The organism is Xylanibacter sp. (assembly GCF_057607445.1).
Genome location: NZ_DBLZAX010000011.1, coordinates 19,565 through 39,891 on the forward strand (window position 1 = coordinate 19,565; position 20,327 = coordinate 39,891).

General features: G+C 39.9%; 21 protein-coding genes. 19 read left to right on the forward strand and 2 right to left on the reverse strand.

Features of this window, described 5'->3' with window-relative positions; genetic code table 11:
* Window positions 1–165: 165 nt before the first annotated feature.
* The 6 genes from ACZMIG_RS09570 to ACZMIG_RS09595 are packed head-to-tail and all read left to right on the forward strand — an operon-like array spanning window position 166 to window position 6,638.
* Window positions 166–435: a hypothetical protein gene (locus tag ACZMIG_RS09570; protein WP_021854967.1), complete on the forward strand. Its 270-nt coding sequence runs from the start codon at window positions 166–168 to the stop codon at window positions 433–435.
* Window positions 436–451: 16 nt separating this feature from the next.
* Entirely contained in the window at window positions 452–1,003 is a 552-nt protein-coding gene (locus ACZMIG_RS09575) for a 1-acyl-sn-glycerol-3-phosphate acyltransferase (protein WP_418874792.1), read from the forward strand.
* A gap of 3 nt (window positions 1,004–1,006) precedes the next feature.
* On the forward strand, window positions 1,007–3,631 hold the full coding sequence (locus tag ACZMIG_RS09580) for a golvesin C-terminal-like domain-containing protein (RefSeq protein ID WP_418874791.1): 2,625 nt from the start codon (window positions 1,007–1,009) through the stop codon (window positions 3,629–3,631).
* Between the two features lie 8 nt (window positions 3,632–3,639).
* Window positions 3,640–3,978, forward strand: a complete 339-nt coding sequence (locus ACZMIG_RS09585) for a DUF8442 family protein (RefSeq protein ID WP_021854964.1) — start codon at window positions 3,640–3,642, stop codon at window positions 3,976–3,978.
* Window positions 3,971–5,896, forward strand: coding sequence for a YgiQ family radical SAM protein (locus ACZMIG_RS09590; RefSeq protein WP_418874790.1), 1,926 nt, complete (start codon window positions 3,971–3,973; stop codon window positions 5,894–5,896). Before ACZMIG_RS09585 ends, ACZMIG_RS09590 begins: the two co-directional genes overlap by 8 nt.
* Window positions 5,826–6,638, forward strand: a complete 813-nt coding sequence (locus ACZMIG_RS09595) for a hypothetical protein (protein WP_418874789.1) — start codon at window positions 5,826–5,828, stop codon at window positions 6,636–6,638. Before ACZMIG_RS09590 ends, ACZMIG_RS09595 begins: the two co-directional genes overlap by 71 nt.
* A 141-nt stretch (window positions 6,639–6,779) precedes the next feature.
* Here the strand turns inward: ACZMIG_RS09595 and prmA are convergent, their stop codons facing one another.
* The gene (gene prmA, locus ACZMIG_RS09600; RefSeq protein WP_302433549.1) at window positions 6,780–7,670 is read right to left on the reverse strand and encodes a 50S ribosomal protein L11 methyltransferase; all 891 of its coding nucleotides are present in this window, start codon (window positions 7,668–7,670) and stop codon (window positions 6,780–6,782) included.
* Window positions 7,671–7,862: 192 nt separating this feature from the next.
* Between prmA and ACZMIG_RS09605 the strand changes: the two genes are divergently transcribed.
* Window positions 7,863–8,735, forward strand: a complete 873-nt coding sequence (locus ACZMIG_RS09605) for a hypothetical protein (protein WP_443982894.1) — start codon at window positions 7,863–7,865, stop codon at window positions 8,733–8,735.
* 44 nt (window positions 8,736–8,779) lie between these two features.
* Window positions 8,780–10,354, forward strand: coding sequence for an OmpP1/FadL family transporter (locus ACZMIG_RS09610; RefSeq protein WP_418874787.1), 1,575 nt, complete (start codon window positions 8,780–8,782; stop codon window positions 10,352–10,354).
* Window positions 10,355–10,798: 444 nt separating this feature from the next.
* Here ACZMIG_RS09610 and ACZMIG_RS09615 read toward each other — a convergent pair whose 3' ends face one another.
* The gene (locus tag ACZMIG_RS09615; RefSeq protein ID WP_021854957.1) at window positions 10,799–12,049 is read right to left on the reverse strand and encodes a type IX secretion system plug protein; all 1,251 of its coding nucleotides are present in this window, start codon (window positions 12,047–12,049) and stop codon (window positions 10,799–10,801) included.
* A gap of 816 nt (window positions 12,050–12,865) precedes the next feature.
* Here ACZMIG_RS09615 and ACZMIG_RS09620 point away from each other — a divergent pair.
* The 11 genes from ACZMIG_RS09620 to rimO all read left to right on the forward strand — a co-directional run bounded on the left by ACZMIG_RS09620 (window position 12,866) and on the right by rimO (window position 20,246).
* Window positions 12,866–13,372 (forward strand): DMP19 family protein, encoded by a 507-nt coding sequence (locus tag ACZMIG_RS09620; protein WP_021854956.1) that lies wholly within the window; start codon window positions 12,866–12,868, stop codon window positions 13,370–13,372.
* 13 nt (window positions 13,373–13,385) lie between these two features.
* On the forward strand, window positions 13,386–13,865 hold the full coding sequence (gene smpB, locus ACZMIG_RS09625) for an SsrA-binding protein SmpB (protein ID WP_021854955.1): 480 nt from the start codon (window positions 13,386–13,388) through the stop codon (window positions 13,863–13,865).
* A gap of 20 nt (window positions 13,866–13,885) precedes the next feature.
* Window positions 13,886–14,518 (forward strand): HAD family hydrolase, encoded by a 633-nt coding sequence (locus ACZMIG_RS09630; RefSeq protein ID WP_302697935.1) that lies wholly within the window; start codon window positions 13,886–13,888, stop codon window positions 14,516–14,518.
* A gap of 93 nt (window positions 14,519–14,611) precedes the next feature.
* Window positions 14,612–15,475 (forward strand): type I methionyl aminopeptidase, encoded by an 864-nt coding sequence (map, locus tag ACZMIG_RS09635; protein WP_021854953.1) that lies wholly within the window; start codon window positions 14,612–14,614, stop codon window positions 15,473–15,475.
* A gap of 9 nt (window positions 15,476–15,484) precedes the next feature.
* Window positions 15,485–16,510, forward strand: coding sequence for a tRNA (adenosine(37)-N6)-threonylcarbamoyltransferase complex transferase subunit TsaD (gene tsaD / locus ACZMIG_RS09640; RefSeq protein ID WP_418874786.1), 1,026 nt, complete (start codon window positions 15,485–15,487; stop codon window positions 16,508–16,510).
* A gap of 11 nt (window positions 16,511–16,521) precedes the next feature.
* Window positions 16,522–17,046, forward strand: coding sequence for a CinA family protein (locus ACZMIG_RS09645; protein WP_418874785.1), 525 nt, complete (start codon window positions 16,522–16,524; stop codon window positions 17,044–17,046).
* A 199-nt stretch (window positions 17,047–17,245) separates the two neighbouring features.
* Entirely contained in the window at window positions 17,246–17,509 is a 264-nt protein-coding gene (gene rpmB / locus ACZMIG_RS09650; protein ID WP_021854950.1) for a 50S ribosomal protein L28, read from the forward strand.
* A 5-nt stretch (window positions 17,510–17,514) separates the two neighbouring features.
* Window positions 17,515–17,703, forward strand: a complete 189-nt coding sequence (gene rpmG / locus ACZMIG_RS09655) for a 50S ribosomal protein L33 (protein WP_021851691.1) — start codon at window positions 17,515–17,517, stop codon at window positions 17,701–17,703.
* Between the two features lie 24 nt (window positions 17,704–17,727).
* Window positions 17,728–17,886, forward strand: coding sequence for a DUF4295 domain-containing protein (locus tag ACZMIG_RS09660; RefSeq protein WP_006950479.1), 159 nt, complete (start codon window positions 17,728–17,730; stop codon window positions 17,884–17,886).
* A gap of 102 nt (window positions 17,887–17,988) precedes the next feature.
* Window positions 17,989–18,948 (forward strand): signal recognition particle-docking protein FtsY, encoded by a 960-nt coding sequence (ftsY, locus tag ACZMIG_RS09665; protein ID WP_021854949.1) that lies wholly within the window; start codon window positions 17,989–17,991, stop codon window positions 18,946–18,948.
* Window positions 18,945–20,246, forward strand: a complete 1,302-nt coding sequence (rimO, locus tag ACZMIG_RS09670; protein ID WP_418874784.1) for a 30S ribosomal protein S12 methylthiotransferase RimO — start codon at window positions 18,945–18,947, stop codon at window positions 20,244–20,246. The genes ftsY and rimO overlap by 4 nt, the downstream gene beginning before the upstream one ends.
* Window positions 20,247–20,327 lie beyond the last annotated feature (81 nt).

Here is a 20,327-nt window from a genome sequence, read left to right on the forward strand (position 1 = left end):
AGCTTTTAGACCTGTGCAAATTTACGAATTTTTGTCAATATAGAAAAATAAATAAAATATTTTGAATAAAATAATGTTTTTTTTCATTAAACGGCTTGTGATTATTAATTTATTTATTACATTTGTTGTGTAAAGTTTTAGATAAACATAAAAAATAAGAATAATATGGCAAGCAAAAGAAATTTAAAGAAAATGATTAATTATATCTGTAGTGATGTTTTTTCTGAGTGTATGGCAGCATCATTATATAGTGGTAAGAAGGATACGGAAGACGTTAAGGCGATATTGTCGTCAATCTTAATAGTACACGACAATTCTATTAGAAGAGTTTCGCATCCGGAACCAGGAATGTCAAAAAAATCATATTATAAAGATCTAAAGGACAAATTTAATGCTCAGATTTGCGAAATTGTTGATCATATAGTTAACATCTAAACAATTTATTCACGTCATGCTGCAAACACTTTGCAAGTGGCTTTTGTATAAAAAAGGTGGTTGGAAGAAAGATGTTACCGTGTCTCATCCGGATAAGTATATTATCTGTCTGGCGCCTCATACCAGTAATTGGGACTTTGTAATAGGACAGCTATACATGAGAGCCGAAGGCCTGAGAATTAATTTCATGATGAAAAAGGAATGGTTCGTATGGCCTCTCGGGTTTTTCTTTAAGAAAATAGGAGGTATACCAGTCTGTAGGTCTAAGCATACAAAGATGACCGACCAGTTGGCTGACGCCGCAAAGTCTAGAGACACATTCTATCTTTGTATAACGCCGGAAGGAACGAGATCTCGCAATCCTAATTGGAAAAAAGGTTTTTATTATATTGCTTTGAAGGCAGGTATACCAATACTGTTATATGGATTGGACTACAAAAGACATCTCATTCAATGTAATAAAAGTCTTGTTCCGTCAGGGGATATTGATGTGGATATGAAAATAATAAAAGACTATTTCAAGGAATATTCAGGATTACATCCGGATTTGTTTACTACTGGAGACTGATTTATGCAAAAGAAATTTTTTTTGTTCTTATTTAGTATACTCCTTGTCTCATGCGGGACACATCGTAAAATAGTGTCTTCACAAGGCAAGAAGGACAAAAAGGAGACTTCAGAAAAGAAAAGAGAAATAAAGGAGGATATCGAGTACAAGGGAATACCATGGGTTTATAATGGTTCGAGACCGATAAGTATAACAAAGGGACTGCAAAATCGACATCTCTCTGTTTATGCCAGCCATGGCAGATATTATAATAAGAATAAAAATAGGTGGCAATGGCAGAGGCCAAACCTATTCTGCACGAATGAGGATCTGTACACACAAACAATAGTCGTGCCGTATTTAATTCCCATGCTTGAGAAGGCAGGGGCTGTGGTCTTTACACCACGCGAACGTGACTGGCAAAAGAACGAGATAATTATTGATAATGATAATAAGACGCTTTTGCCTTATTATACAGAGATAAATGTCGGCACAGAATGGAAAGATGCGGGAATAAAGGGCTTTGCCAATACAGAAAAGTATTATGATGATGGCGAGAATCCTTTTGAAAAAGGAACAACCAGGGCGGCTAAGGCTTCTGCCGTGAGGAATTGTGAGATATCATACCAGCCGAATTTCCCGGAAAGAGGTCAATATGCTGTTTATGTCAGTTATCCCACACATAAGAAAAGCATCCCGGATGCTCAGTATATAGTGTATCATCAAGGACGTAAGACTGTCTTTTATGTTAATCAGCAGATGGGAGGAGGCACATGGGTTTATCTTGGCACCTTCGATTTTGATTCAGGATGTAATTCCGGTAATCGTGTTGTTCTGACGAATGAGAGTGCGTATAATGGATTTGTAACAGCCGACGCGGTTAGGTTTGGAGGCGGTATGGGTAATGTTAAGCGAAATAACATTATAAGCGGTTTGCCCAGATGCCTTGAAGGGGCTCGTTACTATGCTCAGTGGGCTGGTGCTCCAGACAGTGTATACCGGTCGAAAAATGGTGAAGACGATTATAAGGAAGATATATACACCAGGCCGTTCATGGCAAATTGGCTTGCGGGAGGTTCTTGTTTCGCTCCAACAATGAATGGATTGAATGTCCCTATAGAATTGTCTTTGGCAATACATAGTGATGCAGGAGTTGCTAATGATTATTCGTCTATAATAGGTACGTTGGCTATTAGTACGACATTCCCTAATGACGGTATTTTTTATTCAGGACTTTCACGCTCAAATTCTAAAAAGTTTGCAGGAATGTTGCTTGACGGCGTGAATAAAGATATTAAGTCTCAATATAAAAAATGGACGAAACGGGAAGTATATGATAAAAATTATGCAGAGACTCGGTGTCCGCAGGTTACATCAGCTATATTGGAAACGCTGTCGCATCAGAATTTCCCAGACATGATTTATGGCCAGGACCCCAATTTTAGATTTACGTTAGCCCGTAGTATATATAAGTCTATATTACGCTTTTCTTCTGAAATGCATAAAAAGCCTTATGTTGTTACGCCTTTGACTCCTGTTGACTTTAGGGCTGAATTTTATGCAAACGATACGATCCTGTTGAAATGGGATGCTCAGATTGATAAGACAGAACCAACGGCTGTGCCAAGTTCATATATACTTTATACGTCCGCAGGCAACGCCGGGTTTGATAATGGCATTAAGATAACAGGTACAGCATGTAAAATAAAGTTGCAGCCTGGTTTGTTGTATAATTTCAAGGTTTCTGCAGCGAATGATGGCGGTGAAAGTTTTACTTCTGAAGTTATATCTGCTGTATATCATTCAAATGCCGCAAAAGACGTTCTTATTGTTAATGGATTTCAGCGTCTTTCTGCACCGGCTGTAATTGATGATGAATCTCAGCAGGGCTTTGACTTGAATAAAGATTTAGGGGTAACTGAAGGTAAAACTTTAGGTCTTTGCGGTAGCCAGATATGTTTTGACAAGACAAAGCTGGGAATAGAGGGGCCGGGTGGACTCGGTTACAGCGGAAGTGAACTTGAAGGATTTATAATAAAAGGTAATGAGTTTAACTACATACCAGAACATGCTAAGGCTATTATGGCATCAAATAAGTATAATATTGTAAGTTGCTCAAAATCTTCAATTGAAAATGGTAAGGTTGTGCTTGGCAATTATGACTGCGTTGATGTCATTTTAGGATTGGAAAAGGATGATGGCTATTCTTTAAATTATTATAAGACGTTTTCTTCTTCTTTCCAAAAGAAACTTACGGAATACAATGGAAATCTTATAGTCAGTGGAGCTTATATAGGAAGCGACATGAAAAGTAATAAAGAACAGAAATTTTTAAATGATGTTTTGCACGTTACACATAACGGAATAATTGATATGCGGACAAATAATAAGGTAGAAGGAATGAATACCTCATTTGAAATCTTTAGTATGTACAATGATGTACATTATGCTTCTCCTTATATTGATGTGTTGAGCCCTGTTAGTCCGGCTTTTTGTGCATTAACAGATGGAACAGGAAATTCTATATGTGTCGCTTATGACGGTAAGGAGCATCGTTCTTTTACAATGGGTTTCCCCTTCGAGTGTATAACGTCAGAAAAGAAACGTGCGGCAGTAATGACAGGAATTCTTAATTTTATTTTTAAATAGATTATAATATGGAAACTTACAAAATTCAAGCAAACGCATCTGGAACAAGAAATATAGCAGTGACGGAAGAGCATCTGAATACAATAAAGAAGTATTCTCTTTTGAAGAATCTTATTGACAGTAACGGCATTATTGATGAACCGGTGCTTGATAAACTTAAACTTAATGTCAGGTCTATGTTGGAGTCTTCTGCCGAGGTTGATAAGGAACTTCTTGATTTGTGCCTTGATGTGATTTATAATAATAACATGAAGGCTTTTGGCTTGTATCAGCTCGTGTTGTTGTTTATCAAATGGGAAAATGAAAACAAGTCATCTGACGATAACGAAAATAAAGTAAATGACTGATTATAGGCTTTCAGACTGGATACCTACAACTAAAAAGGAGGTTGAACTTAGAGGATGGGATGAACTTGATGTTATCTTGTTCTCAGGAGACGCTTATGTAGATCATCCTTCTTTTGGCTGTGCTGTTATTGCGAGAACTTTGGAGGCACAGGGCTTACGTGTCGCAATTGTTCCGCAACCTGACTGGCATGGTGATTTCCGTGACTTTAAAAAGCTGGGACGTCCGAGGCTGTTCTTTGGTATAGCGCCAGGATGTATGGACTCTATGGTTAATAAATATACGGCCAATCGCCGTCTTCGTTCTGAAGATGCATATAGTCCGGATGGCAGGCATGATTGCAGACCTGAGTACCCGACAGTTGTTTACAGTCATATCCTACGTAAATTATATCCTGATGTTCCAATTATATTAGGTGGTATTGAAGCTTCTTTGCGCAGGCTTACTCATTATGATTATTGGAAAGATGAACTGAAGAAATGTATTCTGTGTGATTCAGGAGCGGACATGATTATTTATGGAATGGGGGAGAAACCGATTACTGCACTTTGTAAAGAGTTGCTGGAGAGACGCAACATTCATGAAATACATGATATACCGCAAACTGTGTATCTCATAAAGAAGAAAGATTTTGCCAATGACATTAAATCCGATGATCTTATCTTGCATTCTCATGAGGAATGTCTTGTAAATAAGAAGTTTCAGGCAGAGAATTTCAGGCATATAGAGGAAGAGTCAAACATGTTACATGCGCACAGACTTCTGCAAGAAGTTGACGGGTATTATGCTGTCGTAAATCCTCCTTATCCCCCCATGACAACAGAGGAACTTGACAGTTGTTATGATTTGCCGTATACCAGACTTCCTCATCCGAAATATAAAAATAAGCGTATTCCTGCTTATGAGATGATAAAACATTCTGTAAACATTCATCGTGGATGTTTTGGCGGGTGTGCTTTTTGTACGATAAGTGCCCATCAAGGTAAGTTTATCGTTTCAAGAAGTAAGCAAAGCATACTTAAAGAGGTTAAGAAGGTTATCGAAATGCCTGACTTTAAAGGATACATAAGTGATTTGGGAGGCCCGTCAGCTAATATGTATGCCATGTCGGGAAAGAATAAGTCTATTTGTGAAAAATGCAAACGGCCGTCATGTATAAATCCTAATATATGTAAGAATCTTAATACAGACCATCGCCCATTGCTGGATGTATATAAGGCCGTAGACTCACTACCCGGCATAAAGAAGAGTTTTATAGGAAGCGGTGTACGTTACGATTTGTTGCTTCATAGAAGTGATGATGAGAATATTAATAAAGCTGCAAAAGAGTATACACGCGAACTGATTTGCAGGCATGTTAGCGGCAGACTGAAAGTTGCGCCTGAACATACATCTGATAGGGTGTTAAAGTTAATGCGTAAGCCTCCATTCTCTCAGTTTGAGTCTTTTAAAAAGATATTTGACTATATAAACACAAAGGAGAATTTAAGGCAGCAGATTATACCTTATTTTATAAGCAGCCATCCCGGATGTAAGGAAGAAGATATGGCAGAACTTGCTGTAAAGACAAAAAACTTAAATTTTCATCTGGAACAGGTGCAGGATTTTACACCAACTCCAATGACCGTAAGTACAGAGGCTTGGTACACCGGTTTTGATCCTTATACATTGGAACCTGTATTTTCGGCTAAAACTCAACGTGAGAAACTTGCCCAAAGGCAATTCTTCTTTTGGTATAAGCCGGAGGAGAGAAGAAATATCGAACATGAGTTGATGAGGCTTGGACGACCGGATTTGATCAGGCAACTATATCCAAGACCATTGCAGAATTACGCAAACAAGTCGAAGAATGAAAATAATAGAACAACTGGTAGTAGGAAAGAAAAGCCAAGAGGAGTGCGAAGACGGAATAATCGTTAATGAGAATTTCGCTGCTGTTATAGATGGAAGTACAAGCAAGACACCTATCCGTATGAACGGCTTGTGTTCTAACGGCAGATATTGCATGGAACTCATAAAGAATTGTATAAATTCTATTTCTAGTGACATTGATGTATATGGATTTTGTCAATATATGACAAAATCCATATATTCGAAATACATAGATTTAAAAATAGATGTCGAAAGATTGAAGTTGCATCCCGAAGAGCGTCTTACAGCTAGTGCGATTGTTTATTCTTCCAAGTTGAGGCAACTATGGATGATTGGAGATTGTCAGTGTCTTGTTGGTGGTTGCTTTTATGATAATCCTAAGCCTTATGAACAGGAATTAGCCGAACAAAGAGCTTTATTTTTACGTGAAGCAATTAATAATGGTATAACACCGGAAAGTGTAAGTATAAAAGATTGTGGAAGAGAAAGTATACTTCCGGAATTGGTAAAATGCTGCAGATATCAGAATGTTTCTTATGCTGTTATTGACGGTTTTGATATACCTATGGATAAAGTTCGTGTGATAAATGTTGACGAAGGGATAAATGAGCTTGTTTTGGCGAGTGACGGTTATCCGTTTTTGAAACCGACTTTAGACGAAAGTGAGGCTATGCTGGCAAGCCAGTTGGAGAACGATCCGCTTTGTATGAATACATTTAAAGCAACAAAAGGACTTATGGCAGGAAATAAGTCTTTTGACGACAGAAGCTATTTGCGTGTCGGTATATAGTTAATATGTAAAACAAAATATTTCAACCGGCCAACAGTTATAAATTTAAATCTATGACTGTTATTTGTCGCTGGATATACTTGTTGGCCGATTGAAATAAATATAAAGACTAAGTAAGATGCTTTTCTTTTTTATTCATTATTAATCCAGATTTTTAAATTTGAGCATGCACCAATCGTTTTTGCTGTTATTGTCAATAAGGGTCAGTTTAAGCGATTTAGCCTTTTCTACTAATATTTCAGTGTCACTTGTATAGAATCCGCTTAATATCAGCACAGCTCCCGCAGACATTTTCTGTTTGAACATATGCATGTCGGCAAGTAGAATATTTCTGTTTATGTTGGCTGTTATTACATCGTATTTGTCTTTTATATCTTTCAATACATTTGAATCGCCCAATAGTACAGACACATTCTCAACGTTGTTAAGAGTGCAGTTGTGCGTAGTGTTTCTTACGCTCCATTCGTCTATGTCATAAGCAGTTACGGCTTTGGCGCCAAGTTTAGATGCAACTATCGACAGAATGCCTGTTCCACATCCGCAATCTAAAAATAATTTATCTTTCAGTTCTGTGTTAAAAAGCTCGTTGATTATCATGTATGTCGTTTCATGATTGCCTGTGCCAAATGCCTGTTCTGTGTCAATTGTTATATTGAGCAGGTTTTCGTCTTCAACAAGTTGCGGTACATTGTTCTTATCGTGTATTATACATTTATTTTCAATGAGTATAGGTTTAAAACCTTGCTCCTCCCATGCGGCATTCCAGTTTTTGTCCTCAGCATTTTCAACGTTATAGGTTATCTGGATATCGTCTATAGGAAAGTTGTTAAGACATTCATCTAAAACTTCTTTGTTGAAGTTTTGTGTCTGAACGTAACCGGTTACAGTCGACATGACATCTTCGAATGACTCAAAGCCGGCATTGCCTGCAAAGTCACATAGAATGTCTTTTGCTGCTTGCAGAAGCATTTCGTCATCGATATTTCGTCCTTGATTGTCTGTAATGCAGAATTTTACTTCAAGATATTTCATACTACGTGTTAAATTTTTATGCAAATGTATAAAAAATAGGGGAAAACCTATTATGGTTTAGGGTTTTTCCCTAATTTTGCATTACAAGAAATTTTATTTTTGCATACAAGAAAATCTGCTTATAAAATTAAGAAGTGTAGAGAATATGAAGACAAAGGTATTATTTTATAATAATATTAGGAGGTGGGGTTTATGAAAAGAAATATTTTAGCATTATTTTTATTTGGTCTGATATCGTCAGGAGCATATGCCCAGGATGATATGTATTTTACGCCAAAGAAGACAGAAAAAGTTGTGAAGGAAGTGGCTCCTGTTGCGTCATATCATGAAAATCATATGGATGTAGACGAATACAACAGGCGTGGCTTTTGGGGTAATGAGGGATACGTCCAGGCCTCAGACACAACAGCTAGTGATGTTATTGACTTCAGCCCATCTGATTCGTTGCAGACAACTGCATATGCAGGGGCGGAAGGTGAGTATGATGAAAGTTATAATCCCGAGGACGACTATGTGTATAGCCGCCGTATGAGCCGGTTTGATGATTTTTATTGGTACGATCCTTGGTATTATGGGTGGTATGGACCTTATTGGTATGGCAGTCCATATTGGTATGCTTATTCAGGTTGGTATGGTCCTTGGTATGATCCATGGTATTATGGATGGTACAGGCCTTGGGGCTATGGATGGTATCATTCGTGGTATTGGCCTGTTTCATATTACAGACCCTATAGGGGCATAACCGGAACGAGCAATCACGGGCGTGTGAACTACGGCCACTCAGGAGGAGTAAACAAGAATTTCAGAGGTTATCGTGGCACAAATAACCGTGCTAACGCCAACCGTGGTTCTTACAACGACCGAAACAATAACTCGAATACAAATTATAACCGATTTAACGGTAACCGCAGAAATAATTACAATAATCAAAACACGATGCCTCGTCCGTCGTACAACAATGGCAGCTCATTCGGCGGTAGCCGTGGCGGCGGCTCTTTCGGTGGTGGTTCGTTTGGCGGCAGCCGCGGAGGTGGTGGCGGTGGACACTTCGGCGGTCGTAGATAGTTTGTTGGGTGAGATAAATTTTGTTACATAAAAATATTTTGACTATGAGACGTTTACTAATTATATTCGCGTCAACTCTTTTTGCATCATATATGTCGGCGCAAGAGACTTATGAAAATGCCAATATTGCAGGCGAAGACCTCAACGGCACAGCCCGTTATGTAGGTATGGGAGGTGCGCTTGATGCTTTAGGTGCAGATATTTCGACTATTGGTACAAACCCAGCCGGTATAGGTCTGTTCCGCCATTCGATGGCAAATGTTTCGTTTGGCTTCGTGTCACAGCAGGACGGTAAAAGTTTTGCAAACGGTAATACAACGAACATGAGCTTTGATCAGGCTGGTTTTGTGTATTCAAAGCGTACGGGACGAAACTCTTTTCTGAACCTTGCGTTCAATTATCACAAGAGCCGTAATTTCAATTACATACTTTCTGCTGCCGGTGCTCTTAAGGGCGCGTCACAGAATAAACTGTCTTACATGAAGGGAGCTGAAGGTGTGTTTAATATTTATAACGATAATGGTACATTCCTTGCAGATGATAATTCATTTAGCCAAGTTGACTATCTGTACTACAATGCCTTGCTTTCTGATGCAGACGGCGCATTCTATTATAACAATGCAACCAATTATATGTTCAACCGCGCCAATACCGGTTATATAGGCGAGTATGACTTTAACATCAGCGGTAATATAAACGATCGTGTATACCTTGGTCTTACCGTAGGAATAAGCGATGTAAACTATAAGGGCTATAGTGAATATACCGAGGCTCTTGTAGATGCTGACGGTGGATCTGTGGGAAATGTTACTCTTGCAGATGAACGTCGTATAAGTGGAAGTGGAGTTAATGTTAAGGCAGGTGTCATTATACGTCCTATAGAGACATCACCTTTCCGTATAGGTCTTTCTGTTGCAACGCCTACATGGTATGATTTGACAACGTCAAACTATACAACCTTGGCAAACAACTCAAGTGTAGGCATGTATGATTCTGGCGAAATAGGCGAGAGCTATGACTTTAAACTTTATACACCTTGGAAGTTTGGCGTGAGCCTTGGTACCACAGTGGGTAATTATCTGGCCATCGGTGCAGGATATGAGTATGCCGATTATGGATGTATTGATTCAAGAGTAAACACTGGCGGAGGATATGACTGGTATTATGATGAATATTGGGAGAGCAGTGCAAGCGATAACGCAATGAACAATCATACAGAAAACACTCTGAAAGGTGTCAGCACGCTGAAACTTGGTGTTGAGTTTAAGCCGGATGCAAAATTGTCTTTACGATTTGGATATAATTATGTTTCGCCGATGTATGAGAAATATGGATATAAAGACGGAACAATAAACTCTCCCGGTTCGTATTACAGTTCTTCGACAGATTATACAAACTGGAAGGCAACTAACCGTATAACATGTGGTCTGGGATATAACATAGGCAAGATGTCTTTAGACCTTGCATACCAGTATACTGTTCAGGACGGTGATTTCAGCCCGTTCACTAATTATTATGCAGGACCTCAGGATACGCCTGAAAATAATAACATTTGCGATGCTGTGAACGTTTCAAACAAGCGCCATCAGCTTTTGCTCACGTTAGGTTATCACTTCTAGGCTATTATGGCTGCAACACCTACATGCAGTATGTAGGAAAAACAATTATACAGCCAGATAAACAGTCTCGATTTGCTTAGGTATAAATATAATTATGGCAGATATTTACACTCATAAGGTGAAAATATCTGCCATGTTATTTTTCTTGACATGCAGGCTGTCTCCTTTTGTCTTTAGCGTTTTCCGCGTCTTGTTTTGATGTTTCCTTTTGTGTGGTGGTTGCCATTTCTTTAATCTTTTATTATGACAAATGGGTGTATTTGCGTGGTATTGTTTGTTTGGGCTAACTTATGATTCTGCGAAATAATCTTATGGTTAATTGCAAGTTGATGTGTGAGACGATGTCAGACATTTCAATACACATGCGCAGAATGTTGGTTTGGCATAAAAATAGGGCGGTTTAAAATAAAGCCGCCCTGTTTTTATAAAAGTATTCTCGTGTTACTATTTTATCTGAACCTCCTGATATGCCACAAGTCTGTCAGTACGTTCTCCCTGACCTCTGTAGTAGACTAAGGCCTGATATTTATTTTCTGTCTGATAGAAACTTCCTTCAGTAGGCATAATCTGCACAGTACCGGAGTTGTCGAGCATCACAATTTGATATGAGTAGTAACCTTGTTTCTGCATTATTGTTGCTTCATAGCACAGAGTGGCATCGTTGTATGTCATTTGGTAGTCAGGCGTAAACCAGTCGTTGGTCCATGTGGCATTCAGATATACTGTGCCGTTGACTTTCTGAGGGCATTTCAGCCTGTAGTGCACGAATACGTATTCTGACGAAATGTCGTTCTCAATATTGTCACTGTTGCGTATGTAGAATGCTCCGTTGGCATCTTCATCGTAGACATAATTCAGCCGCGGCTCGCACATGAACGGATATACATTATAGTTCTTGCCGTCCCAGTCAATGCGGTCGATGCCCATTGTCGGGTGGCTGACGTCAAGAACTTCAAATTTGTGATATTCGTTTCCGGCAGGAAATATCAGGTCTCTGTTGTGGTCCCATTTAAGGCCATTGGGCATGATGTATTGCGGTTTTGCATTCAGCTTGGCGTTATACCATCTTCCGTTTTGCATTACGGCAGTTTTAATCTGTGATGTCGGGTCGGTTACGTTGATGTTGCCATAGCTCAGCTGCATCGACACTTGCTGATGAGCCTTGTTAAAGTCGAGATCTGTGTTTGTCGTAACGCTTAGCTGCAATCCCATTTGAGGCTCGAGCACCATGAAGCATGCCGTAAACACACGCCGGTTGTTGTCGTTTTCGTCATAAACAGTAAGTTTGTAGTTGCCGCTCATCTTCAGTTGGCAGTCTTCGTTCGGTATGCGCAGCTTGTAGTGTGTGTAAAGTACGTTTGTGTTTATCGACTCTTCATTATCGTCTATGGTGCTTCCGTCTGCAAATCCTTCGATGTAGTCGCTGGTAAAAAGCCCGTCTGACACCGTCCAGTCTGCATTGCAGTGCTCAATTTTGTATACATATCTGTGATAAGAATGCGTGAGATCATCGAACCCGATGTTTATAATGTCGTTAGGACTGTTTCCTCTTAGTTTTATCACAGGCAGCGACATCCAGTTTTGTCCGGCCACCACTTGCAGCGACTTTATGTTTGGGTCATAAATTTCATGCCTTTGTGCATTGGCGCACGTGATGAGTGATGTCAGCAATGTTAAAAGTATAGTTTTCTTCATAAGGTCTTTTTTTATAATATATAACGCAAAGAAATTCTGTTTATTGCTTTTGGTTATCCCTGCAGGCGGTCTGCCTATTTTGTGTAGTTTCAGCATTCTTTTTTATTTTAAATAATGCTTTTGTCATTATTCTGTTGCCCTTATAAATGATTTGGGCTTCTATTTATAGCTTTTGTCGCATGTATAATTGTTTTATTTCGGAACAAGCCGTTTATTGCTGTTGTGACATTTAACGCTCCTGAAATGCCTGTCGCGTTTTGGAATTTGTAGTTTGATGGGAAAATGCGCTAAAATACTCATTTACTGCAAGTGCTTGATTATAAGCGTGTTACTTTCTTTTGACTAAAAACTGTAGCACTCCGCATATGTAAAATACGGCTTTTTGCAGTCTGATATGCCATGTTTTGTGGCCTAATTCATTGCTTTTTGCTTCGGATTTAAGTGATTTTTGTATTGAAAATCACTTAAAATAATTATAAATACGCGTCTAATAGTGAACGTGTGTTAACAATCGGCCGGTATGATATTCATGTTTTTAATCTTGATTAACGTTGCATTTTCTAAAACAAAAAATAATAATGTCCTGATTTTTTATTTTTGAAGCGTTCGCGTTTTGTCCTTTTTGAGAACAATAACCGTTTTGTCTTAATGTCATTGTGGCATGTTCCGGCTATGGTGTCGTTGCGTTGTGTCATATAATTTTTTGATTTTGACATGCTCCGATAGTCTACAATGTCAATAAAATCAGATATTTATTTTGTGTTGTTTTTATTTTGCGTTATCTTTGCATGATAATTACCGGTAAACGAAAGATATATGAATATAGCCAAAGTTAAAGATTCTGATTTGCGCAATGCTGCTTCGGCAGGTATGGATGAGTTCTTGAAAGTGTTTACAGACGCAATAATGGCGAGCGTGGGCGGAGAACTTACAGCCGACACAATGGCAGAACTCAATTCAGATCAGATAACGCTTCTTGCATATGACATACTGCATAATGAGGTGATGGATGGAGGTTTTGTTCAGCTGATTTATAACGGATATGGAAGTTTCCTGTTCCGCAACCCTTTTGCAAAAGCGATAAAAGGGTGGGGCATAGACGAGCTGGCAAGTCTTGTAAAAAAGGCCGGAAAGCTTTATTTCAAATATAAGAATGAAATAGAGCGCGAGTGCACCGACGATGAGTTTATGGCTATGTTTGAGCAATATCCCGAATTTGACGACCTCGATGACTTGTTCGTTGAGAACGAAGAGACCTGGACAGGGATGGTGGCCTGTTACGTGGATGAGCATATCGAACGTTTTGTAACGGTTGAGGAATAAAACAGATTGAAAAATGAACAAAGAAGAAGAACTGCTTAGAAAGAAAAGTCCGGTAAGCATCCGTAACAAGAAAGCCTCTTTCGAGTATTTTTTTGTTGATACATACACAGCCGGTATTGTGCTTACCGGTACAGAGATAAAGTCGATTCGGCTTGGCAAGGCTTCGCTTGTTGACAGCTTCTGCTATATACACAATGGCGAGATATGGGTCAAGGGAATGAACATTTCGCCTTATTTCTTCGGCTCATATAACAACCATGAGGCAAAACGCGACCGTAAGCTACTTCTGAATAAACGCGAGATTCATAAACTTCAGGAAGCCACCAAACAAGTTGGTTTCACCATAGTGCCCATATTGGTGTTTATTGACGATCATGGACGGGCAAAGATGGATATAGCCTTGGCTAAAGGTAAGAAGGAATTTGACAAGCGTCAGACGATGAAGGAGAAAGAAGACCGGCGCGAGATGGACAGGGCTATGAAGCATTATTAAGTTAAAACGTTGGCTTTATTATGGAACGTGTCATAAAGAATATAGTTTTTGATTTGGGCGGCGTCATTATGACCCTTGACCCTGCAGAGGCTTTGCGCCGTTTCAAGGCTCTCGGTCTGTCTGATGCCGAGCGCTATCTTGATTCTTACACGCAGTCAGGCATCTTCGGAAATCTCGAGGAAGGAAAGATTACTGCAGAGGATTTTCGCAGCAAACTCAGCAGCCTGACAGGGCACGAACTTACGTTCGATGAGTGTAAGCATGCATGGCTTGGCTATCGTAAAGATGTTCCGCAGCGCAATCTTGACTTGCTGAAAGAGCTTCGTGCCAAGGGCTATCGTCTTATTCTTCTGTCTAACACTAATCCGTTTATGATGGATTGGGCGTTGAGCAGTGAATTCGACGGAAAAGGCTCATCTCTCAACGACTATTTCGATGCTCTATATTTGAGCTATCGTCTTGGCATAATGAAACCTGCGCCTGATTTTTTCAGACAAGTGCTTGACAACGAAAATATCCTGCCGGAAGAGACACTCTTTGTCGATGACGGTCCGCGCAATGTTGAGGCTGCAGGCAAATTGGGGTTCATTACAATGTGCCCGGATAACGGTTCTGACTGGACCGGTGAGCTTCGCTCACTTCTTCATTTATGAAATCATTCGGCATGTTTGTGCGGAATTTCAGACATATACAGATAAGATGTTGTAATAAATTGCTACTTTTGTAGGCGTTTAAAATAATATAAAATGGTTTTCAAGAAAAAAAGGAGATGGCATTGTCTCTCTGGTCAGCCGATTACTGACATGGATAAACAGGTTATGTATTGGGAAAACAAGGGTAAACTTGTTCCTACGCGTGACCTGATAAAAACTCCCGAGCAGATTGAAGGTATAAGACGAAGCGGAGTTATCAACACAGAAGTGTTAGACGAAGTGGCCAAGAATATTCATGAAGGAATGAATACTCTTGAGATAGACAAAATCTGTTATGACTATTGTGTGAGCCATGGCGGCACACCGGCTTGCCTTAATTATGAGGGATATCCTAAGAGTGTATGTACAAGCATAAACGAAGTCGTATGTCATGGCATACCTAAGGAAGAAGATGTGCTTAAGGAAGGAGATATTATTAACGTCGACTTTACTACAATACTTGACGGATATTATGCCGACGCTTCCAGAATGTTCATTATCGGCAAGACCACACCTGAGAAGGAGCAGCTGGTCCGTGTTGCCAAGGAATGTCTTGAGATTGGAGCAGAGGCCGCTAAGCCATATTGCTTTGTAGGCGATATCGGACATGCGATACAGAAGCATGCCGAGAAATATCATTATGGTGTCGTGCGTGATCTTTGTGGCCACGGAGTGGGGCTTAAGTTCCATGAAGAGCCTGAGGTTCTGCATTTTGGTCACCGCGGAACGGGCATGCTTATTGTGCCTGGCATGGTGTTTACTATTGAGCCGATGATAAATATGGGAACATGGCAGGTGTTCATTGATGCTGATGACAAGTATGGCTGGGAAGTGATAACCGGTGATGAGAAGCCGAGTGCACAATGGGAACACACTTTCCTTATGACTGAACATGGTGTGGAAATTCTTTCAGAATGATTTTAGATTATGAATGACGTATATATATTAGGTATAGAAAGCAGCTGCGACGACACTTCTGCTGCTGTTCTTCGCAACGGCGTGCTGTTGAGCAATGTGACGGCTTCTCAGGAAGTGCATAAGGCTTATGGAGGCGTTGTGCCAGAGCTTGCTTCGCGTGCGCATCAGCAAAATGTCGTTCCGGTTGTTGATCAGGCTTTGAAGCGTGCCGGTATTGAGAAAGAACAGCTGTCTGCCATTGCCTTCACGCGCGGTCCGGGACTTATGGGCTCGTTGCTTGTTGGAGTCAGCTTTGCAAAGGGTATGGCCCGTTCGTTAGGCATTCCTCTTATTGATGTCAATCACTTGCAGGGGCATGTCATGGCTCACTTTATTAAAGAGAGCGACGACGACCATTCTGCTCCTCCATTGCCGTTTATCTGCCTGCTCGTTAGTGGCGGCAATTCGCAGATAGTGAAGGTTAATGCCTATAATGACATGCAGGTGCTCGGACAGACTATTGATGATGCTGCAGGTGAGGCTATCGATAAGTGTTCAAAGGTAATGGGGCTGGGTTATCCTGGTGGCCCGATTATAGACAGACTGGCCCGTCAGGGTAATCCTCATGCCTATAAGTTTGCCGAGCCGCATATACCAGGATTTAATTATAGCTTCAGCGGACTGAAGACGTCTTTCCTTTATAGTTTGCGTGAGTGGATAAAGGACGATCCTGATTTTATAGAGCATCATAAGGAAGACTTGGCTGCCAGCCTTGAGTATACAATTGTTGATATATTGATGAAGAAACTCCGTCTTGCCGTAAAGCAGACAAATATCAAGCATGTGGCTGTTGCCGGAGGTGTCAGCGCAAATAACGGATTGCGCAATGCCTTCCATGAGCATGCGGAGAAGTATGGTTGGACAATTTATATACCGAAGTTCAGCTATACCACCGATAATGCGGCTATGATTGGCATAACGGGCTATTATAAATATCTTGACAATGACTATTGCTCAATAGATAAACCGGCATTTTCAAAAGTAACTTTTCAATAAATAAATTAAATATGGATTTCGAAAACAAAATACTCAGCAGAGAGATAAGTCAGTTTATTTGGGAAAAAGGCAAGACATTAGGTACGGCGGAGAGCTGCACGGGTGGCCGTATAGCTGAAGCAATAGTCCTTATGCCCGGAGCGTCAAACTATTTTAAGGGCAGCATAGTCTCATATACCAATGAAGTTAAGGAAAAGGTGTTGGGAGTAAGTCATGAGATTCTTGAAGAAAAGACAGCTGTATGTGAGGAAGTAGCCATTGAGATGGTTAAAGGAGCAATAAAATTGCTTAATGTTGACTATGCAATCTCTGCAACAGGAATAGCTGGACCGTCAGGAGGCACACACGAGAACCCCGTTGGAACTATTTGGATAGCATGCGGAAGTGCTGATGACATCGTGACTTTAAAACTTGAGGAAGATAAAGGCCGCGACCTGAACTTGGCTAATGCCACAAGCAAGGCTTTGCAGTTGTTCTTGCAGTATCTGACAGACAGACTTGCAGAGGAAGCGCCAACAGATGCTGAAAAGCATTGATGGATGCCTTGAGCCGTTTGATTGTCTTCTTGTGCGATTAAGAACTCTCAAGTATCAGTCTTGACTTTCTTTAATAGTGCTAAAAAAAGATAAATATTTGATTATTAGCGAAAATGTTTTGCTTATTCAGAAAAAGTTAGTAATTTTGCACTCTGTTTGGAATAAGTATCAAAAGATTAAACAAAAAACGTAGATTGCAATGTCGAAGATTTGTCAAATAACAGGGAAAAAAGCTCAGATTGGAAATAACGTTTCACACTCAAAGCATCGTACAAAACGCAGCTTTGACGTGAATCTTTTCAGCAAGAAATTCTATTACGTAGAAGAGCAGTGCTGGATAAGCTTGAAGATAAGTGCGGCTGGCTTGCGCTTGATTAATAAGGTTGGCTTGGACGCAGCTCTTAAGCAGGCTGTTTCTAAAGGCTACTGCGATTGGAAGGATATTAAAGTTATAGGAGAATAAGCACAATGGCAAAGAAAGCTAAGGGTAATAGAGTTCAGGTTGTATTGGAGTGCACCGAAATGAAAAATAGCGGTCTTCCTGGTACAAGCCGTTATGTTACAACAAAGAACCGCAAGAACACTCCTGAGAGAATGGAGTTGATGAAGTATAATCCTATCTTGAAGAAGATGACTCTTCACAAGGAGATTAAGTAATAACAATTAAAACAGTTTTAGAAAATGGCAAAGAAAACCGTCGCTACCCTCCACGAAGGTTCAAAGGATGGTCGCGCTTATACTAAGGTTATTAAGATGGTGAAAAGTCCTAAGACAGGTGCCTATATCTTTGACGAGCAGATGGTACCTAATGAGGCTGTTAAAGACTTTTTTAAGAACTAATCTTTGAATATGAGATATTTTAAAAAGGCTGCAAATAATTTTGCAGCCTTTTTTGTTGTGGATGTGAGTTCATTTTACTAATTTTGTAGCAAAATATTTATTATGGGGTTATTTGGTATTTTTAATAAGAACAAAAAAGAAACTTTAGATAAGGGCTTGGAGAAAACAAAGCAGAGTGTTTTTTCAAAAATAGCCCGTGCCGTCGCAGGAAAGTCTAAAGTTGATGATGATGTGCTCGACAATTTGGAAGAAGTCTTGATCACGTCTGATGTCGGTGTTGATACAACATTAAAAATAATTCGCAGAATTGAGGAAAGAGTTGCACGTGACAAATATGTCTCAGTGTCAGAACTTAACGGCATACTTCGTGATGAGATTGCTGCCTTGTTGGCTGAAAATAACTCCGAGGACAATGATGATTGGGGACTGCCGCAAGACCATTCTCCTTATGTGATACTTGTTGTAGGTGTTAACGGCGTTGGAAAGACGACAACAATAGGCAAGCTCGCTTACCAATTTAAGAAAGCCGGCAAGAAAGTTTACCTTGGCGCAGCAGATACGTTCCGTGCAGCTGCTGTAGAGCAACTGTCTATATGGGGAGAACGTGTCGGAGTTCCGGTGGTCAAACAGCAGATGGGTGCTGATCCCGCAAGTGTTGCATTTGATACGCTAAGTTCTGCAAAGGCTAACGGGGCTGATGTTGTGTTGATTGACACTGCAGGGCGTTTGCATAACAAGGTCGGTCTTATGAATGAGCTTAAGAAGATAAAGGATGTGATGAAAAAGGTCATTCCTCAGGCTCCGGATGAGGTTATGCTCGTGCTTGATGGTTCAACCGGACAAAATGCTTTTGAACAGGCTAAGCAGTTCTCTGCTGTAACTCAAATAACAAGTCTTGCCATAACGAAGCTTGACGGAACAGCCAAGGGAGGTGTCGTGATAGGAATATCAGATCAGTTGAAGGTTCCTGTTAAATATATTGGATTGGGTGAGGGAATGGAAGACCTCCAGCTGTTTAATAAGAAACAATTTGTAGATTCACTCTTTAAGGTAGAAAAGTGAGAAAGAACCAGATAGATTTTATAACCATGGGATGCTCTAAGAATCTTGTTGACAGTGAGATTCTTATGCGCCAGTTTGAGCTAAATGGATATAAATGTGTACATGACAGCAAAAATCCACAAGGGGAAATTGCTGTCATTAATACATGTGGCTTTATCGGTGATGCAAAGGAAGAAAGTATAAATACTATTCTTGAATTTGCACAGGCAAAGGAAGAGGGACGTATAAACAAACTTTATGTCATGGGATGCCTGTCCCAAAGATATAAAGCAGAACTGGAAAAGGAAATACCTCAGGTAGATAAATATTACGGGAAGTTTGACTTCAAACAGTTGCTTACCGATTTAGGTAAGGCCGAAGTGTTGGATTGCAGAAATAAGAGATTCCTTACAACTCCGCATCATTACGCATACATAAAGATTAGTGAAGGATGCGACCGTCATTGCGCTTATTGTGCCATACCGCTGATTACCGGACGGCACGTCAGCAGGCCAAAGGAAGAGATTATTGAGGAAGTAAAGGCTTTTGTGGCATCTGGAGTAAAGGAATTTCAGATTATTGCTCAGGAATTAACATATTATGGCATTGATATAGACGGTAAACGTCATATCGCTGATTTAATATCTGCAATTGCAGATGTTCCCGGTGTAGAGTGGGTACGTTTGCATTATGCCTATCCAACACATTTTCCTTATGAACTTTTAGATGTCATAAGGGAAAAACCAAATGTATGTAAGTATTTGGATATTGCATTACAGCATATTTCTGACAATATGCTTCAGGCAATGAAACGAAATATAACTAAGGAAGAAACTTATGCGTTGATAGAACGTATAAGGAAAGAGGTTCCAGGCATTCATTTGCGTACAACGCTTATGGTTGGCTTTCCTGGTGAAACCGACGAGGATTTTGAAGAATTGATGGAGTTCACCAAATGGGCGCGGTTTGAGCGTATGGGAGCTTTTGCCTATTCAGAGGAAGAAGGTACTTATAGTGAAATTCATTATAATGATGATATTGCTGATGATATTAAACAAAAACGTTTGGACCGTTTAATGGATTTACAGCAGAATATAAGTGGTGAGATTGCTTCTGAGAAAATAGGAAAGGTGTTTAAGGTCATTATAGATAGAAAAGAAGGTGATTATTATATTGGTAGAACTGAATTTAGTTCTCCTGAAGTAGATCCGGAGGTTCTCATACCTGTAAGTGAAAAACGTCTTCGTACAGGTTGTTTCTATAATGTGAAAATAACTGATGCAGAAGAGTTTGACCTGTATGGTACAGTAAACTATTGATTGCCTTATAGTATAAAATACCATAATTAGGCTGTTGGTAATGTTTGGCATCGTGTTTTTACGCTATGCTTGATTTAATAT

Bases quoted from the DNA above. Each gene is read 5' to 3' on its own strand.
- ftsY (WP_021854949.1), top strand. From the start codon at position 17,989: ATGGGGTTATTTGGTATTTTTAATAAGAACAAAAAAGAAACTTTAGAT.
- rpmB (WP_021854950.1), top strand. From the start codon at position 17,246: ATGTCGAAGATTTGTCAAATAACAGGGAAAAAAGCTCAGATTGGAAAT.
- ACZMIG_RS09585 (WP_021854964.1), top strand. From the start codon at position 3,640: ATGGAAACTTACAAAATTCAAGCAAACGCATCTGGAACAAGAAATATA.
- rpmG (WP_021851691.1), top strand. From the start codon at position 17,515: ATGGCAAAGAAAGCTAAGGGTAATAGAGTTCAGGTTGTATTGGAGTGC.
- ACZMIG_RS09570 (WP_021854967.1), top strand. From the start codon at position 166: ATGGCAAGCAAAAGAAATTTAAAGAAAATGATTAATTATATCTGTAGT.
- ACZMIG_RS09610 (WP_418874787.1), top strand. From the start codon at position 8,780: ATGAGACGTTTACTAATTATATTCGCGTCAACTCTTTTTGCATCATAT.
- map (WP_021854953.1), top strand. From the start codon at position 14,612: ATGGTTTTCAAGAAAAAAAGGAGATGGCATTGTCTCTCTGGTCAGCCG.
- ACZMIG_RS09605 (WP_443982894.1), top strand. From the start codon at position 7,863: ATGAAAAGAAATATTTTAGCATTATTTTTATTTGGTCTGATATCGTCA.
- ACZMIG_RS09575 (WP_418874792.1), top strand. From the start codon at position 452: ATGCTGCAAACACTTTGCAAGTGGCTTTTGTATAAAAAAGGTGGTTGG.
- ACZMIG_RS09645 (WP_418874785.1), top strand. From the start codon at position 16,522: ATGGATTTCGAAAACAAAATACTCAGCAGAGAGATAAGTCAGTTTATT.
- prmA (WP_302433549.1), bottom strand. From the start codon at position 7,670: ATGAAATATCTTGAAGTAAAATTCTGCATTACAGACAATCAAGGACGA.
- ACZMIG_RS09620 (WP_021854956.1), top strand. From the start codon at position 12,866: ATGAATATAGCCAAAGTTAAAGATTCTGATTTGCGCAATGCTGCTTCG.
- ACZMIG_RS09615 (WP_021854957.1), bottom strand. From the start codon at position 12,049: ATGAAGAAAACTATACTTTTAACATTGCTGACATCACTCATCACGTGC.
- tsaD (WP_418874786.1), top strand. From the start codon at position 15,485: ATGAATGACGTATATATATTAGGTATAGAAAGCAGCTGCGACGACACT.
- ACZMIG_RS09595 (WP_418874789.1), top strand. From the start codon at position 5,826: ATGAAAATAATAGAACAACTGGTAGTAGGAAAGAAAAGCCAAGAGGAG.
- smpB (WP_021854955.1), top strand. From the start codon at position 13,386: ATGAACAAAGAAGAAGAACTGCTTAGAAAGAAAAGTCCGGTAAGCATC.
- ACZMIG_RS09580 (WP_418874791.1), top strand. From the start codon at position 1,007: ATGCAAAAGAAATTTTTTTTGTTCTTATTTAGTATACTCCTTGTCTCA.
- ACZMIG_RS09630 (WP_302697935.1), top strand. From the start codon at position 13,886: ATGGAACGTGTCATAAAGAATATAGTTTTTGATTTGGGCGGCGTCATT.
- ACZMIG_RS09660 (WP_006950479.1), top strand. From the start codon at position 17,728: ATGGCAAAGAAAACCGTCGCTACCCTCCACGAAGGTTCAAAGGATGGT.
- ACZMIG_RS09590 (WP_418874790.1), top strand. From the start codon at position 3,971: ATGACTGATTATAGGCTTTCAGACTGGATACCTACAACTAAAAAGGAG.